Source organism: Evansella cellulosilytica DSM 2522, assembly GCF_000177235.2.
Lineage (GTDB): Bacteria > Bacillota > Bacilli > Bacillales > Salisediminibacteriaceae > Evansella > Evansella cellulosilytica.
Genome location: NC_014829.1, coordinates 4324236 through 4340770, shown reverse-complemented (window position 1 = coordinate 4340770; position 16535 = coordinate 4324236). Strand labels below are relative to the sequence as shown.

General features: G+C 36.7%; 23 protein-coding genes and 1 pseudogene. All 24 read left to right on the top strand.

What is annotated here, in order from left to right; genetic code table 11:
- The first annotated feature begins 303 nt into the window (after nucleotides 1–303).
- The 24 genes and pseudogenes from BCELL_RS19860 to BCELL_RS19750 all read left to right on the top strand — a co-directional run bounded on the left by BCELL_RS19860 (nucleotide 304) and on the right by BCELL_RS19750 (nucleotide 16417).
- A complete protein-coding gene (locus BCELL_RS19860) occupies nucleotides 304–759 on the top strand; it encodes a GNAT family N-acetyltransferase (protein WP_013490581.1) in 456 nt (151 codons plus the stop codon).
- Nucleotides 760–974: 215 nt separating this feature from the next.
- Entirely contained in the window at nucleotides 975–2231 is a 1257-nt protein-coding gene (locus BCELL_RS19855) for an ATP-binding protein (protein WP_013490580.1), read from the top strand.
- Nucleotides 2232–2690: 459 nt separating this feature from the next.
- Entirely contained in the window at nucleotides 2691–3251 is a 561-nt protein-coding gene (locus tag BCELL_RS19850) for a hypothetical protein (protein ID WP_013490579.1), read from the top strand.
- Nucleotides 3252–3316: 65 nt separating this feature from the next.
- Nucleotides 3317–3712 carry a VOC family protein gene (locus tag BCELL_RS19845; RefSeq protein WP_041808445.1) on the top strand — a complete coding sequence of 132 codons (396 nt, stop codon included), beginning with the start codon at nucleotides 3317–3319 and terminating at the stop codon, nucleotides 3710–3712.
- Between the two features lie 84 nt (nucleotides 3713–3796).
- Nucleotides 3797–4111 carry a DUF6199 family natural product biosynthesis protein gene (locus BCELL_RS22960; RefSeq protein ID WP_013490577.1) on the top strand — a complete coding sequence of 105 codons (315 nt, stop codon included), beginning with the start codon at nucleotides 3797–3799 and terminating at the stop codon, nucleotides 4109–4111.
- Nucleotides 4112–4260: 149 nt separating this feature from the next.
- Nucleotides 4261–4428, top strand: a complete 168-nt coding sequence (locus BCELL_RS22760) for a hypothetical protein (protein WP_013490576.1) — start codon at nucleotides 4261–4263, stop codon at nucleotides 4426–4428.
- A gap of 112 nt (nucleotides 4429–4540) precedes the next feature.
- Nucleotides 4541–4729 carry a hypothetical protein gene (locus BCELL_RS19835; protein WP_013490575.1) on the top strand — a complete coding sequence of 63 codons (189 nt, stop codon included), beginning with the start codon at nucleotides 4541–4543 and terminating at the stop codon, nucleotides 4727–4729.
- Between the two features lie 72 nt (nucleotides 4730–4801).
- The gene (locus BCELL_RS19830; protein ID WP_041808442.1) at nucleotides 4802–5095 is read left to right on the top strand and encodes a hypothetical protein; all 294 of its coding nucleotides are present in this window, start codon (nucleotides 4802–4804) and stop codon (nucleotides 5093–5095) included.
- Between the two features lie 115 nt (nucleotides 5096–5210).
- A complete protein-coding gene (locus tag BCELL_RS22755) occupies nucleotides 5211–5384 on the top strand; it encodes a hypothetical protein (RefSeq protein WP_013490573.1) in 174 nt (57 codons plus the stop codon).
- 92 nt (nucleotides 5385–5476) lie between these two features.
- Nucleotides 5477–6670, top strand: coding sequence for an MFS transporter (locus BCELL_RS19825; protein ID WP_013490572.1), 1194 nt, complete (start codon nucleotides 5477–5479; stop codon nucleotides 6668–6670).
- Between the two features lie 192 nt (nucleotides 6671–6862).
- A complete protein-coding gene (locus tag BCELL_RS19820) occupies nucleotides 6863–7426 on the top strand; it encodes a helix-turn-helix domain-containing protein (protein ID WP_013487640.1) in 564 nt (187 codons plus the stop codon).
- Nucleotides 7390–8253 (top strand): annotated as a pseudogene (locus BCELL_RS19815) (IS3 family transposase); the annotation flags it as partial. The gene BCELL_RS19820 and the pseudogene BCELL_RS19815, both read left to right, overlap by 37 nt.
- 263 nt (nucleotides 8254–8516) lie before the next feature.
- A complete protein-coding gene (locus BCELL_RS19810) occupies nucleotides 8517–8819 on the top strand; it encodes a hypothetical protein (RefSeq protein ID WP_013490571.1) in 303 nt (100 codons plus the stop codon).
- A 184-nt stretch (nucleotides 8820–9003) separates the two neighbouring features.
- Nucleotides 9004–9303 carry a hypothetical protein gene (locus tag BCELL_RS19805; protein WP_013490570.1) on the top strand — a complete coding sequence of 100 codons (300 nt, stop codon included), beginning with the start codon at nucleotides 9004–9006 and terminating at the stop codon, nucleotides 9301–9303.
- Between the two features lie 565 nt (nucleotides 9304–9868).
- Nucleotides 9869–10276 (top strand): hypothetical protein, encoded by a 408-nt coding sequence (locus BCELL_RS19795; RefSeq protein WP_013490568.1) that lies wholly within the window; start codon nucleotides 9869–9871, stop codon nucleotides 10274–10276.
- 110 nt (nucleotides 10277–10386) lie between these two features.
- Nucleotides 10387–10947 (top strand): sugar O-acetyltransferase, encoded by a 561-nt coding sequence (locus BCELL_RS19790; RefSeq protein ID WP_013490567.1) that lies wholly within the window; start codon nucleotides 10387–10389, stop codon nucleotides 10945–10947.
- A gap of 82 nt (nucleotides 10948–11029) precedes the next feature.
- Nucleotides 11030–11560, top strand: a complete 531-nt coding sequence (locus tag BCELL_RS19785) for an AAA family ATPase (RefSeq protein WP_041809220.1) — start codon at nucleotides 11030–11032, stop codon at nucleotides 11558–11560.
- A gap of 72 nt (nucleotides 11561–11632) precedes the next feature.
- The gene (locus BCELL_RS19780; RefSeq protein WP_013490565.1) at nucleotides 11633–12025 is read left to right on the top strand and encodes a hypothetical protein; all 393 of its coding nucleotides are present in this window, start codon (nucleotides 11633–11635) and stop codon (nucleotides 12023–12025) included.
- Nucleotides 12026–12937: 912 nt separating this feature from the next.
- On the top strand, nucleotides 12938–13309 hold the full coding sequence (locus BCELL_RS19775; RefSeq protein ID WP_013490564.1) for an iron chaperone: 372 nt from the start codon (nucleotides 12938–12940) through the stop codon (nucleotides 13307–13309).
- 85 nt (nucleotides 13310–13394) lie between these two features.
- Complete coding sequence (locus tag BCELL_RS19770; protein ID WP_013490563.1) at nucleotides 13395–13919, top strand: DUF1648 domain-containing protein; 525 nt, start codon at nucleotides 13395–13397, stop codon at nucleotides 13917–13919.
- Between the two features lie 246 nt (nucleotides 13920–14165).
- Nucleotides 14166–14468, top strand: coding sequence for an ArsR/SmtB family transcription factor (locus BCELL_RS19765; RefSeq protein ID WP_013490562.1), 303 nt, complete (start codon nucleotides 14166–14168; stop codon nucleotides 14466–14468).
- Nucleotides 14469–14564: 96 nt separating this feature from the next.
- Nucleotides 14565–15476, top strand: coding sequence for a cation diffusion facilitator family transporter (locus BCELL_RS19760; protein WP_013490561.1), 912 nt, complete (start codon nucleotides 14565–14567; stop codon nucleotides 15474–15476).
- Between the two features lie 339 nt (nucleotides 15477–15815).
- On the top strand, nucleotides 15816–16013 hold the full coding sequence (locus BCELL_RS19755) for a hypothetical protein (RefSeq protein WP_013490560.1): 198 nt from the start codon (nucleotides 15816–15818) through the stop codon (nucleotides 16011–16013).
- A gap of 62 nt (nucleotides 16014–16075) precedes the next feature.
- The gene (locus tag BCELL_RS19750) at nucleotides 16076–16417 is read left to right on the top strand and encodes a VOC family protein (RefSeq protein ID WP_013490559.1); all 342 of its coding nucleotides are present in this window, start codon (nucleotides 16076–16078) and stop codon (nucleotides 16415–16417) included.
- Nucleotides 16418–16535 lie beyond the last annotated feature (118 nt).

Genomic DNA, 16535 nt, shown 5'->3' with positions numbered 1-16535 from the left:
AGAATTAATATATTGTTGCATTTTTATTCAGAGTACCTAATTTATAGATTTATAGAAAGAGTTGATGAGACCGAAGCAAGCGAGACTCCTGCGGGAATAAAGGCAGAGGTAAGACCCCGCAGATGCGCAGCATAGAGGAGGCTTACCAGCCGCCCGCGGAAAGCGAGTTTGCATAGGTCTCTTCAACTCCTATATTCTAATAACCTTATATTTATTAGGGAGCTCACTAAATACAAGTACTTTTTCACTGGTTCCGAACCGTCCCTATTAACTTTCTTAACTAGAATGGGGGAGCTTACAAACATGTATCAGTACTATCATGGATTAATCATTAGAGAGGGCACTGACAATATTCCTGCTGACTTAGTTGAATCACTTTTTCAAGATGCTGGTTGGACTAAACATACGCCTTCTTGGCAAAGAGAAAAATTTTCTCTCATATTTAAAAATGCTACTTGGGCATTTACAGTCTGGGATGATGAAAAATTAGTAGGGATGGTTAGAGTAATTTCAGATAAAATCATGGTTGCAAATATATTAGATTTAATAGTTTTATCAGACTATCGTGGAAGGGGAGTAGGGAAAAAGCTAGTAGAGCTTTGCGTTCACAAGCTGCCCCACGGCGATTGGTTTGCACATACTTCATCTGAAAACTTCTCTTTCTATAAAAAATGTGGCTTTGAAGTTGACGACTTAACAAGGAATGGAACTTGTAAATACTACGGATATATTCAAGCACGTAAAGAAGGCCATAGATAAAACAAGGACCATATAAAAGCGAAGTGTGAAATCTTCTTTTAAATAAACTAGAAAACAATGTTACGATAATGAGTGAGTGTGGCCTTCGAACATCACTTCATCGAACATGTAGGATAAGTAGGAGGAAAAAACAGGCAAAGGAGAACCGTCCCTGTTGGCTTTTTTGACAAAGGCTAACGAGAACCGTCCCTATTAGCCTATGTGGAGGTTGGGCTATGGAAAACATGTATCTCAATGTATTAGTCATTATTGTATTTATACTTGCTTATCATGTTTTTGTGAACGTACATCATGTGTTTAAACGTTATAGCCAGTTTACTCTCATTATTTTATCTATCATTTCGATTACTTTGTGTATGAATTTTCCCATTTACGAGAGTCATGGGCATGTGTTTGATTTAAGATTTATTCCAATACTTATTGGGGCCATTTATGGTGGGAAAAAAGTCGTGTTGGTGTTAATCATTTATTCTATAATCACGCGGTTTTTTATTGGTGGTCATGGATTTTATGTTTACCTTATCACTTCTTTATCCTTTGGCGCTCTATTAATATATGGCTTCATTCCTTTATTTAATCGACTAACACAAAACAAGAAAATAGTATATTCTAGTCTAGTTGCCTTGGCATATATTTCTTACGAGTTCACCATTTGTCATATTTGGTTCGGCACATTAACAAAAATGTCTCCAATACTAATGATAATTAGCATCTTGGTGGCACCTCTCCTTACTGCAGGTGTAGTGTACTTAATTGAGTATTTGAGGAATGCTAATGAGTTAATGGAAAATTATAATATACATAATAAAACGAAAGCATTAAGTGAGATGGCATCATCGATATCACATGAAATTAGAAATCCACTTACTGTAACAAAGGGTTTTATCCAATTAGTACAAAATGACGATACTATCGAAGTTGCTACAAGGAAAAGCCATTTGAAGCTTGCACTACAAGAATTAGAAAGAGCAGAATCCATCATCACGGATTATTTAACGTATGCAAAACCTTATGATGAAATCAATCTGCAAAAAATTGATGTAAAAAAAGAGGTTGAATATATAATAAATGTGATTAATCCACTAGCATTAATGAATAATGTGAAGGTTAGTACTAGTTTCGATGATCATGAAAGTTATTTTATTAAAATTGATAAAAAGAAGCTTCATCAAATTCTTTTAAATCTATCAAAAAATGCCATTGAAGCAATGCCAAATGGTGGTGTTCTACACATATTCATCAGTAAGGAAAAAAACAAAGTAATGATTGAAATGAAAGACAGCGGTGTCGGAATGACGAAGGAGGAAGTTTCAAGATTAGGTACACCTTTCTTATCCACAAAAGCAAAAGGAACTGGACTAGGAACAATGGTCGTATTCCGCTTAGTAAAGACCTTAAATGGCCAAATATCAGTATCAAGTAAAAAAGGAGAAGGCACGTCATTCAAACTTCGATTTAATGAAGTAAATTAAAAAGCAAACAGAGGCAAACAGGGACGGACCTTATTAGCCATTTCGCTGTTAGGCAAAGAGGGACGGATCTTATTAGCCATTTCGTTGTGGGGCAACCGAGCACTTGTCCCAATTAGCGAGAACTGACCAACGAGAACCGTCCGAGACCGCTGAAAAAGTAGGAATCTTGATATTTTATTGTATTAATATTCAATATATCTAATTATAGAAAAGGTTGATGAGACCGGAGCAAGCGAGACTCCTGCGGGAGAAAAGGCAGGGGTGAGACTACGTAGATGCAAAGCATCAAGGAGGCTCACCAGCCGCCCGCGGAAAGCGAGTTTGCACAGGTCTCATCAACTTCTATATTCAAATAACCTTATATATATTAGTCTATACTTAAAGGGTAAGTACTTTTTCACTGGTTCCGAACCGTCCCCATTAGCCCATTAGCCTTTATTAACCAAAGGAGGATTCCCAATGCGAACACGTATCATCCGCTTTTTCGTCCTAATAGTAGCTTTTCTTTTAGTAGCTTGTTCCGAGAGAACGTTCGAAAAGGATGAAACAGTGGCGATTCTTAACGGAAATGAGATTAAAGTCGAGGATTTACTTTTATACACATCACTTGAAGAAAATGCAGAGGAGATCATTCTTTCTCATTTGAAACTAAAAGTGGTTGCAGAAGAAGCAAAAAGCATGGGAATGACGGTTACAGAGGAAGAATTAGATGAAGCGAAACAAGGGATATATCCAGGCTCCACGCCTCAGGAAAGATATGAAATGTTACCGTCCACAGAATTTTATGAACAACAAGCAGCCATTTTAGGGTTATCGACAGAAGAATACTATGAAATTTGGGAAGACAAGACGCAAACGATATCAGCGTATTTGGGGAAATATATTTATTATAAATTCGGTGATATTAATGACTCGGAAACGGAAGAGGAAGTAAAAGAATGGGAAGATAAAGCAAATAAGCACCTGAACGAATTGTTCGAGCTTTATAAAAAAGAAGGTATGTTGGAAACGAATTTTTGAAATTCTCTAATCGGTGTTGCTAGTTTCGGTGATAGATTTAAAGATTTAAGGTGGGGGCGATCTTGGTGATAATCGAAATGACAAATCAAATAAGAGTAAAAGAAATAGAAGAAGGACTAAAGTGGTACGAAACCTTGTTTAATAGAAAACCTGACTTTATTCCTCACGAAGGTTTTGCTGAATGGGAAATTGTACCCGGCTGCTGGCTACAAGTTGCCGAAGGCCTACCATCTGAAGTGAGTGGTCCATTACGATTTGGAATAACCAATATTGAGGCTGAAAGAGACCGCCTCGTACAACAGTTAAACATTGATAAATTTGAGATCTTTTCAAGAACGGAGGTTCCTGTAAAATGGGGGACATTCACTGACCCATGGGGAAACCAGCTAGGTTTTTTCGAATACATCAATAAAGACGAAGAAAAAGCGCGCATGAAAATGCTGAAGAAATCATTTCTCTAATAACAGCACTTTTTCGAAACTATGATGTTGTTGAAAGTGCATATCATTCTTGATGAAAAATCACGCTAATGGGAGTGAATCGGGATGGCAGAGATCATTTTTACGGTTATTATATCAATCCCTATATATATCCTTTTAATTCTCAGTTATTTGTACCCAGAAGAGATGATGTTATTTGGAACACGTTGGATGTACAAGGAAAAACCAGAATTTTCTGAAGGGGCCGTCATCTATACTAAATTTTTCGCAATCTTTGGCTTATTTATAACAACATGCTTTTTAATAGGCTTCATCATCCAGCATATCATTATCATACCAATCATTATCTTAGGTATATCGGCTTTTATCGTAACTGGAATGCTCATTATACGCAAAAGAGTACTCGACGATAGTAATTAAGTGATATTCCCTTTATTCGCTAGTAAATTTAAATATAATCCTAAAAAGAGGCAAACGGGCAAACGGGGACGGATCTCGTTAGTAAAATGAGAATAAGTAATTGGCAAACAAGAACCGTCCCTATTTGCCAGTTCGATGGAGGGGTGTGAATGGTATTAATACAAGCAGTTGCATTAACGGTAATTTCATTTACTATCTACACATTATTGCGTATTCTCGTCGGTTACTATAAAACGAAAAAAACAAACCCGACATTGAAGAAGCCTATAACAACAAAACCCTTTCAAAGGAAATCGATCATGGGAAAAATATATTAGGAAAATATGTTGTCATATCTTTATTAGGAGTTACCTTTTTGTTTTTTATTCTCTTGTCTCTTTACAACCATTTTTAAAAGTAATATTGAACAAAAAAGGGAGGTGTTTATGAATGGGCGAAAGCATCTTTACTTTTTTATTCATAGCCTTTATCGCTCTTGTTGTCCTAGTTTTCCTAGCATACGACAGAATTAAAATCATTCAATACCGCCTAGAGCAGCAAATCGATCAAAATGAAAAAATAATCGCATTATTAACGAAAGAAAAGGAAAGCAAAACGACTAACAAGGACGGTTCTTGATAGTAAAAAGCGCGAGTAATTGGCAAACGAGAACCGTCCCCATTTGCCGTTCAGACCTAGGAGGGGAATGTGTTGAATTTATCTATATATTTTTTTATCATCACGACTTTTCTCATATCGACAGCCTCTTCAATATGGTTTTATAAGAAGAAGGAGAATAAGTGGTCGGCATTATTTTTGGCATTTTGTATCAATGTCATCTTACTGTGTGGAGCAACGATTGTTTATTCCAAAGTCTTTCATGTGAAAGGAACAGGAGGCCTATTTGCTAGTTTAGGTATTTTAATTTTTGCATTTTTTATTCCTGTCATCACTTGTATAAATCATTACACTTTAGCGTTATGGAAAAGAAAAGCAAACTATTAGTACTATTAAACTGTTGAGGAAAAAACGAGAATTGAACCTAGGAGGGTCTATCATTAACAGCAAACGGGGACGGTTCTCATTTGCATTTTACATTTATTAAATTAGAGGTGAAAAGATGTTTGAGGATATTAACGTATTCAATGTAATTTATCAATTCATCGCCATCGCGGCATGGTTAGGAATCATTTTACTAATCATCACAATTATAAGAAGCAGTATTGAAAATAGAAAAAGACTAGAAAGACTTGAGGAGAAAGTGGACTACATAAAAAATAAAATTGATAACTAGACAATATGGACGGTTCCCGTTTGCGAAATTACGATTTAACTAAGGTTGGCAAATGAGAACCGTCCCTCTTAACCTACTTGGAGGAAACATACATGGCAACATTTCTACTAATTATTATATACTTGGCATTTATTAGCCTCGGGTTACCAGATTCGTTAATAGGAGTTTCATGGACATTGATGCAACCAGAGTTTGGCGCACCACTGGAAGCCGCAGGATTGTTATTCATGACAGTTGCTGGAGGAACGATCATTTCCAGCCTTGCTAGCGGGGCAGTCATTAAACGTTTCGGAACGGGCAGCGTCACAGCGGTAAGTTGCCTGATGACCGCAGGAGCACTAGCTGGTTTTCACATTGCGCCGACCCTCGTTTGGTTATTCGTTTTAGCTGTTCCACTCGGGTTAGGGGCTGGAGCAGTTGATGCAGCACTAAATAATTACGTCGCTACGCACTACAAAGCACATCACATGAGTTGGCTTCATTGCTTTTGGGGCATTGGAGCTACTCTCGGCCCAGTTATCATGGCTTACTTTATGGTTGATGGCGCTTGGAGAAACGGCTTTCTTGCTATCGCTGCTATTCAGTTTGTCTTAGTCATCATTCTTTTCTTGAGCTTGCCATTATGGAAGCGAATTGGAGAAAACAACGCAGGAAATGCTAGTCAAGAATTAAGTGATCAACATGAATCAAGCACTAAAAACGAAAAGCCGTTACAAATAAGAGGAGTTAAACTAGCTTTAATACCTTTCTTGTTTTACTGTGGAGCAGAAGCCGCAGTAGGCCTTTGGGGTAGTAGCTTTTTAGTCAATATAAAAAGTTTGTCAGTAGAGCTAGCGGCAGCATGGGTTTCCTTATACTACGGGGGAATCACAGTCGGCAGATTCCTAACAGGCTTCATCACGCTAAAAATGAGCAATCGCTCACTCATTCGAATGGGACAAATCATCGCATTAGTAGGAACCGCATTTCTCTTATTACCTTTACCAGATACATTTACCCTTATTAGCTTTGTCCTAATAGGGTTAGGATTTGCACCTATTTTTCCATGCATGCTACATGAGACACCAGCACGCTTTGGAAAAGAACATTCACAAACAATTATGGGATATCAAATGGCAGTTGCCTACACAGGGAGCACATTTCTCCCACCATTACTAGGGTTCGTAGCAGCACAATTAACAATAGGCATCTTTCCATTCATGATCGCCACCTTTGTCGTCATCATGTTCCTAGTCTCAGAAAAACTAAACATCACCCTAAAAACCAACCATACAGCAAATGGCTAACGGGGACGGTTCTTGTTAGCCAAACGTGCGTCTGTGATTTTGGCTAACGGGGACGGACCTAGTTAGCCGACCATATACCTTCTGTGATTTGGCAAATAGAATTGTTCCGTTTTGCAGTCAATGTTTGGCGAGAGAGAATGTAGTGCACCCCAAAAGTTAGAGTGAAAAATCTAACTTTTGGGGTGTTTATTTATGCCTAAATATAATGATGAATTAAAGATTAAAGTCGTTAAAGAATATCAAGAAGGAATTCTAGGCTTCAGGCGTCTAGCCAAAAAGCATCATATTAAATCAAAATCATTGGTTGAAAGATGGGTGAAGATATATGAGAAGTTCGGAGAAGAAGGAATAAAAAGTAATGGGCATAAGGGAACTTATTCTGTTCAATTTAAGCTAGATGTATTAAGCTTTATTAAAAGAACAGGAACTTCAGAAACCCAAACAGCCCTCCATTTTGGGTTAGATAGTCCCACTTTAATTGCTTCATGGAAAAAATCTTTTCGTGAAGATAAGGCTGAAGCCCTGGATCGAACGAGAGGACGAGGTACCATGTCTGATAGACCTAAGAACAAAAACAAGAAAAATATAAATGAAAAAGAACTTACAAACGAGCAACGGTTAGAGAGGGAAAATGAGCTTCTTCGTTTGGAGGTAGAGTATTTAAAAAAGTTGCAAGCTTTTCGGGCAAACCCGGAGGATTATCTCGAAAAGCACAAGCAGCGTTATCATTCGAACTCAAAGAAGAGTTCAAATTAAAAGATGTTTTACAAGTAGTGGGAATACCAGAATCCTCTTACCATTATCATATAAAAGTGATGAAGAAAGACAACCCAGATCAGGCACTTGAAGAGTTAATCCAATCCATCTTCGATGAGCACAACGGGAATTATGGTTATCGTCGCATTCATCTAGAATTGAGAAACCAAGGTTACCAAATTAATCACAAGAAGGTTCAACGCATCATGCAAAAATTAGGACTTAAAGTAACTAAGTTCTGTAGAAAATCACGCAAGTATAGTTCTTATAAAGGTCCTGTGGGCAAAGTAGCCCCAAACCGTATAAATCGCCGTTTTCATACGACTGTATCCCATCAGAAACTAACTACAGATATCACAGAATTAAAATGTTTAGGTGGGGCGAAATTATATTTAAATCCAATTATGGACTTGTTTAATAGTGAAATACTTTCGTTTGGAATCAGCACGCGTCCAAATCTTCAACTTGTGTTAGAACCTTTAGTAGAAACCCTTGAAATCATAAAGGATGCAAAGTATAGAACAACCCTTCACTCAGATCAAGGTTGGCATTATCAACATAAAAATTGGGTGGGACTCCTTAAAGAAAATAACGTTTTTCAGAGTATGTCTAGAAAAGGTAATTGTTTGGATAATTCGCCAATGGAGAACTTTTTTGGTCTACTAAAGCAAGAAATATATCACGGAGAGGCTTTGTGTACTTACGAAGAATTAAAAGGAAAAATCGAAGATTATATAGATTACTATAATCACAAGCGCATTAAAAAGAAATTAGCTGGGAAGAGTCCGGTTCAATACCGCCTCCACACCAGCCAATTAGTAGCTTAATATAAAACTCTAACTTTAAGGGGTCACAACAGAACCGTCCCTATTAGTAGTCCATATTAGAAAAATTTTATATTGGCAAAGAAGAACCGTCCCCATTAGCCTTAACTTTGTCTGGGAAACGTCAACAAAAGCAAACGGACACTACTAGAGAAACTTTGAGTGAATATATATTTTCATATAATAGCAACTATGAAACTATAGAAACTTTAAACCCGTATATGTAAAGAAAGGCTTTTTCTAGAAAAAAAGTAGGAGGTGGGCATTTGTATATAATCATCACTATTTGCATCATTGTATCTCTTGGCATTCTCTTGAATTACCTACTCGGATATAATAAGCATCAAATCATCATCGATTTTGACGAGCGATATACCGATGTTACTGAACATTCCCAAGCGATTGTGAAAAAACTTGCTGAGCAAGGTAAAGTTGTTGAACTTGTTGGCAATCGTAGATTTATCATTGATAACAAACACTATTTCTTTACCGAACGGACGATTAACATCGGTGGAGTGCCAATGCAAAGAACCATCCTTGTACCTCAAAAGGATAATAGCGTTTATTAGTTATAACTTTAACTGTATGAATCTAGTTTAGAGCTTTCATATTGGGCGAGCAGAGAATGAATGAAATGAGGCAAAAGGAAACGGTGGCAGGCAAACGAGAACCGTCCCCATTAGCCGAAACGATAAAAAGTTTAACCCGTATATGTAAAGAAAGGCTTTTTCAGAAAAAAGTGGAGGTGGGCATTTGTATATAATCATCACTATTTGCATCATTGTATCTCTTGGCATTCTCTTGAATTACCTACTCGGATATAAAAAGCATCAAATCATCATCGATTTTGACGAGCGATATACCGATGTTACTGAACATTCCCAAGCGATTGTGAAAAAACTTGCTGAGCAAGGTAAAGTTGTTGAACTTGTTGGCAATCGTAGATTTATCATTGATAACAAACACTATTTCTTTACCGAACGGACGATTAACATCGGTGGAGTGCCAATGCAAAGAACCATCCTTGTACCTCAAAAGGATAATAGCGTTTAGTAGTTATAACTTTAACTGTATGAATCTAGTTTAGAGCTTTCATATTGGGCGAGCAGAGAATGAATGAAATGAGGCAAAAGGAAACGGTGGCAGGCAAATGAGAACCGTCCCCATTAGCCTAGAGGATGAAAGGGTGATTGTTGGATGTTAAATCTATTTCAAAAAGATAGTAAAAAAATATATCTAATATTATATATCATTTTTACATTTACTCTAGCCTTTTTATTATGGCTCTTTAAACTTTGGGATGGCAGTTATGTCATTTATGGAATCTATATTATTGTTTTTCAAATTATTATGATTGAGTTGATAGTTAAGCATAGGGAATCAAAAAACTCTATAGGAAACTACTTATTTGTTTTACCAACTGCACTTTTTATGCTTTTAATAATAAACAACTTGTTATCACCAGTATTTTTTTCTGTTTTAATATCACTTTTTATGCTCATTCCAATTCACTTTCTAGAAAAATATATTTTTCAGTCCTAAGAAATTTTTGGTCAAAGGCAAACAAGAACCGTCCCCATTAGCTGTTTTAGCCTACCAACCTTAGGAGGAAGACAATGTGAAAAAAGTAATTGTGTTCGGCCTTGTTGTACTTTCATTCGCACTAATAGTTTATAGCCAAACAACTTCTCAACAAAACAAGGACTTAGAAAAAGCCATTTATTCTATTGTCGAAAATGATGAAAATGATGTCATTAAAATTGCAGCTATTACAGATTTTAATTGGGATAAAGCATTTCTCTTTGAGCCATACACACCTCAACAGCACATGGAGGAAAAACTAGGAGTGAAGTATAAAGATCGTAGCAACATTTCCATGAGGGATGATATTTATTTATTGGTTTTCCTTCATGAAGAGAAGGTTGTTCAATATGCCGAGATGAATCGACAAAGAAACAGCTTCTCCATAGGGAATAAAGAGTATTTAACCCCCGATAATGATACCGTATACATAGACCGGCATTAAATCATACAGTAAGCAGTGTTGATTTTGATAACTAAATTTAAACCGAAGAAAAAAATTAGAGGAATAGGCAAACGAGAACCGTCCCCATTAGCCAAAAGGAGATGTTTATGATGAGAACGGAAAAAGAGAAGATGTTAGCTGGAGAGATGTATGACCCTACTGATCCTGAGTTAGTTAAGGGTCGAGAGAACGCAAGAAGATTAGTGAGATTATATAACCAAACTTTAGAAACAGATGGAGAAAAACGAGTGGAGCTATTAAAAGAGCTACTAGGTGCTACTGGTGAAAACGTCTATATGGAGCCAAACATCAGGTTCGATTATGGCTACAATACATATGTCGGTGAGAACTTCTATGCAAATTTCGATTGTACAATTTTAGACGTTTGTGAAGTGCGATTTGGAGATAATTGCATGCTCGCTCCTGGAGTGCAAATCTACACAGCGACACACCCACTCCAACCAACTGAGCGAAATTCAGGGAAAGAATATGCCAAGCCCATTACCTTTGGAAACAATGTATGGATAGGTGGCAGTGCCATCATAAACCCTGGCGTTACTGTAGGAGACAATGCCGTCATTGCATCAGGTGCAGTCGTGACAAAGGATGTCCCAAATAACGTTGTAGTTGGAGGAAACCCGGCAAAAATATTAAAGGAAATTGAGATTTAACCGTGACAATATTTTTCCCTAAACATGATCTTCCGGTGTAATGAAAGCTTATTGAGTAAAGTAGGTGGCTATATTGACGAAAATGTATATTATTTCAGGACCAGCTGGCGTTGGCAAATCAACAACTGCAAAAAGACTTGCCCACCAGCTAGAAGAAAGTGCTTATATCGAAGGCGATGTCATTTATGGTATGGTCGTTGGCGGCTATCTCCCTCCATGGGAAAGTGAAGCATCGCTAACGTTAGCTTGGAAAAATATTGCGGACTTAAGTATCAATTTTTTAAAAGCCAACAAAAATGTGGTTATTGACTATGTTGCTTTTCCAGAAGAAGTAGAGAGGCTATCTAAAATGGTATGGTCAAAAGTAGCTGACGCTGAAATCGTCTATGTCACACTAATGGTCGAGCCAGATGAACTCCTAAGAAGAGATGCCTTAAGAATAAAAGAGCATCAAATGGGAGAAAGATGTATCGAATTAGTGAAAGAATTCCAAGAAAAACAAGTAGATAAGCGCTTCATTTACAACACAACAAACTTAAAGCCCGCTGACCTAGATAGTATACTCGAAAACATTAAAGAAAACCGAAGATTCCATCTCCGTAAAGGCGAGTAAACAGCAGGAAGCTCCGTCCTAGGAATGATCATTAACTAAATGGTTTGTACAATAAAAAAGAGGTGAATTTACATGGATTTGTTAGAGAGGGTTATAACAGCAATCGTTTCTGCCCTTTTATTTTCATTTGCTCTATCAGCTTTAGGTGGCTTAATGGAGTATTTTCTCGCATATTTCATATTTTCCTTTTTCATCATCGCAGTAGGAGGTATCATTTTTTCCATATTTGCAGACCTACTCCTAGGAAAAATGAATTTCAATCGTAAGCTATCAAAATACTTTATGTCTATCGTTTTATATGCTGCAGGCGGCATTGTCGTAAATGTATTCTTTTATATTACAGTCTTCAATGAGGGCTTAGGAGAAGAAGCATTACAGATGATGACGTTTGGTATAGTTGCGGCGCTTATTTTTTTACACATCAAGTATTTAACGAGCCTTGTAACAAAAAAATTCGTCTATTAATTTCTAAATAATAGATCTATCATAACACTTACAGTATCAAATACGGCAAGTTGTTGTTTTTCCATATTTACCCAAAATGTTATAATGATAGTACATATATAAAGATAGAGCATTATTAATGAAAACTAGGCACCTGCCTTTTTAACACGGTAAAACTAACGAGAATTTGGCGAATGAGAACCGTCCGAGACTGCTGAAAAAGTAGAAAACTTGATATTTTATTGTATTAATATTCAATATATCTAATTATAGAAAAGGTTGATGAGACCGGAGCAAGCGAGACTCCTGCGGGAGAAAAGGCAGGGGTGAGACTACGTAGATGCAAAGCATCAAGGAGGCTCACCAGCCGCCCGCGGAAAGCGAGTTTGCACAGGTCTCATCAACTTCTATATTCAAATAACCTTATATTTATTAGTCTATACTTAAAGGGTAAGTACTTTTTCACTGGTTCCGAACCGAACCGTCCCCGTTAGTCGAAAGGAGTTTGTTGATTTGCTGGAAATAATTGTTCCCTTAGTAGTCCTTTTTATTGTTATTGCACCACTACTTTTTTCGAGAATACAAAAAACGAGCACTGGTCGTGCAAACTGGTCCTCTTTGTTTAAATCTAGGGCATTTGGCATACCACTCATTTTTCTATTGTTATTCTCTTACTTAAGCTTTCATAGCTTGGTATACGCGATCGCTTATTCAATCATCATCTCGACGCTCATTTCACTTATTTTCTTTAGTCTAAAATACTTCATGAATAAGTTTGCACGGTAGCATGAGATTATATTTTTGGTGGACTTACTGACTGAGTATATAATGTCTAGAGTGATTAACAATAAAAAAGTAAAAACTATTGCTACAATGTTATTATTAATTATTACGATTTAGTGGCTAATAAATAAATGATACAGGAGGAAAAACATGAAAGAGTTTGCCGACTATTTACAAAGTGTTACGAACGAAGAACATCGAGCCCGAACAGAAGAAGTATTGTCTTGGATAAATGATAAATTCCCTAACTTAGCACCGAAAATTGCCTGGAACCAGCCGATGTATACTGACCACGGTACATTTATTATTGGGTTTAGTGTATCGAAACAGCACCTGGCTGTTGCCCCGGAAAGAGTAGCGATTAATCGCTTTTCAGATGACATTGTTCAAGCTGGCTATGATCACACGAAAGAGATAATACGCATTAAATGGAACAAGCCAGTTGACTTCACACTTCTGGAAAAAATAATTGAGTTCAATATAATCGATAAGGAAGATTGTACAACCTTTTGGCGCAAATAAGATCAAAATATCCAATTTAATGGGCAAATGAGAACCGTCCCCATTAGCCTATTGGCTACAATGAGAAGGGAGGCAATTGGCATATATGAATGCAAAACGACCAAAGATTCCTCTTGAAAAACTAGAGAAATCTACTTTCGAACGTGTAATATCTTTCTTAAGCATGCTCATATTTTTGGGAAGTTTAGCCTTTCTTGCTCTCGTGTGGGGGGACATACCTGATCGAGTTCCGGCGCACTTTAATTTTTCTGGTGAGGTAACCCGTCACGGCTCGCAATGGGAGCTGCTAATCCTTCCGATTATAGGGCTAGTTATCTATTTGTCTATGCACCTACTTGAGAAATACCCACATATGCACAACTACCCTATAGAGATTACCGAATCAAATGCCGAAGAAGCTTATAAAATTTCTCGTTCCATGTTGGGTATGTTAAAAAACACAATACTAGTCATTTTTTCTTTTATCATGATCAATGCAAGCGTAATCGCATTGGGCTGGGGAGACGGTGTTGCTAGCCTCATTTTGCCACTGGTTTTCTTAGGAACAGGACTACCGATCATCATTGCGATAGTGAAGCTCGTAAAACTTAGCCTACGTGACGGTACATAGGTACAGAAAGGTGAAAACAAAGTTCCTTAGTAAGAGGTACCGCAAAAGCTGTAACTCGACTTGAATCATACATAACTATGCTGAAATCTTGTAAATCTAGCAATTTGGCAAGTGAGAACCGTCCCTATTAGTAGTAGGTTTCACTAAGGGTATATGCGTATTCATAAATTAGACCTACACATAATAAGAATAATATGGTAATATGAACATATATTCATATATTCATATATAAAGGAGTACAATGCCATGGCAAATAATATTGACCTTGATAAAGAAACTCTTTTTATCGTTTCACAAACCTTTAAGGCTCTGGGGGATCCAACTCGTATTAGAATATTACATTTATTATCGGTAAAAGAATGTTCAGTTGGTGAAATTGTGGAACATTTGTCATTAGGACAATCAACAGTTTCTCATCAACTAAGGTTTCTTAAAAACTTACGCCTAGTTAAATCTAGAAGAGAAGGAACATCCATTTACTATTCTCCTGAAGATGAGCACATAATGGATATCCTCGAAAAAACAATAGAACACTCAAACCATGATTAACATGATGGTTTGCCAAAACATGTAAAGATATTTTTCAACACATTATTTGCACTATTTATATGAATATATGATCATATATTATAAGGAGTGAAGGGAATGGGACATCATCACCACAATCACCACCATCACACAGGACAAAAAAATAAAAAAAATTTAATAATCGCAATGCTGATGATAGGAAGCTGGATGATTATTCAGTTTATCGGAGGACTATGGACAGGAAGTTTAGCTCTATTGGCTGATGCGGTTCATATGCTTAATGACTTTTCCAACTTGCTTATCAGTTTAGTTGCTATTATTCTTGCTGCCAAAGCAGTTACTCAAAAACGTACTTATGGTAATCATCGCTATGAAGTGTTAGCAGCATTATTCAACAGTGTTGCCCTTCTTGTAATTTCTGTCTTTATTTTTCGAGAAGCAATTTTCAGGTTCATGTCCCCTCAAGAAATAATTGCTGAAGGCATGATATTTATTGCATTTGTTGGGCTCATAGCTAACATTGGGGCAATGTATGCTTTAACGCGTGGAGATGTGAAAGAAAACCTTAATATGCGTGGAGCATATTTGCACGTACTTAGTGATACTTTAGGCTCCGTAGTCGCAATACTTGCTGGAGTAATTATATACTTTACAGGATGGTATATGGCGGATCCTATTTTAAGTATTATTATCGCAATTATGATAGCTTTTACAGCATTTTCATTGTTAAAGGATTCCGTTCATGTATTATTAGAGGGTACTCCTGAGAATATAAATGTAAAAGAGATAGAACATGCACTTTTGAATATAAAAGGGGTTATCAATATACATGATTTGCATGTTTGGACAATAACATCTGGTATTAATAGCTTAACTGTACACCTCATTATCGATCCTAGCTATTCAGAAAAAAATCATGAGATTTTGTTACAAGCCAATGAATATATTAGAACCAATCTGAACATTAAGCACAGTACAGTTCAAATAGAAAAAGAGGATTTAAGAGAACACGAACATCAAACAATTTAATTACTAATCAAAATATATTAAAATCAAGTAGATGATGTAATTCTTTGGAAAACGTGAACCGGTAGGGAACGGCTATTCAAAATACCTATTATAGAAAAAGTTGATGAGACCGGACAAAGAGAGTTAACTCTCACTTCCACCAGGATTATGCTTAGGTTCGTATCTGTTGATACAACTCGACGCGGCGCTCGTTCCTGCAGGAGCAAAGCCCTGCAGATACATAGCATCGAGTCGCCCGGTGAATGCAAGTTTTCTTAGGTCTCATCAACGCCTACAATCGAATAACCTAAGTTCATTTTCATTCGTTCGGAACCGTACCCAATAGAAAGGAGGGGCTTAATGCAGTTTTTTATTTTCTTTGTTATTGCAATGATTTCGTTTCAGTTAAGACATATTATCACAAAAAAATCTAATCTATTAATAAGAATTCTAAAGAATAAATCGAAAGGGACTAAATCTTTTGTAGAGATTTTTATTTTCGGCTTTCTTATGTACATATTCATCGTCGCAGCAGCTCTCGTAGGCGTAATAGAATAGCACTTTAAGAAAACGAAATCGCGTTGTTTTCAAAGGAAAATATAAAAAGGAGTGTGCGTAAAATGTTTGAGAGATTAGATACTATTTGTCTAACAGTTAGCAATATCGAGGACGCGAGTAACTGGTACGAAGCATTAGGCTTTAAAGTCGACTTTCAAGGAGAAGGCTATAGAATTTTAGCAATTGGAAACAGTCATGTCCCCTTAACACTAGAAGAAGGAACGATCACCTCTAAAGCAAATCGAGCTTTCCCTATTTTATTCGCTAGAGATATTAACAAAACGTATAAAATGCTACAAGGAAAAGGCATAAAAGTAACAGAAATCAAAGACGATGGTGATAACACATTTTTCGATTTTTATGACTTAGATAATAATAAAATACAAGTATGCTACTGGGAATAACCTATTTCTTACGAACGGCTACTAACTGAAAAATTACTAGATCCAGTAATACCTTCACTACGCTCATATGTATAAGGCTAGAATATCTCTCATCACCAATCTGAACTATATAAAGTAG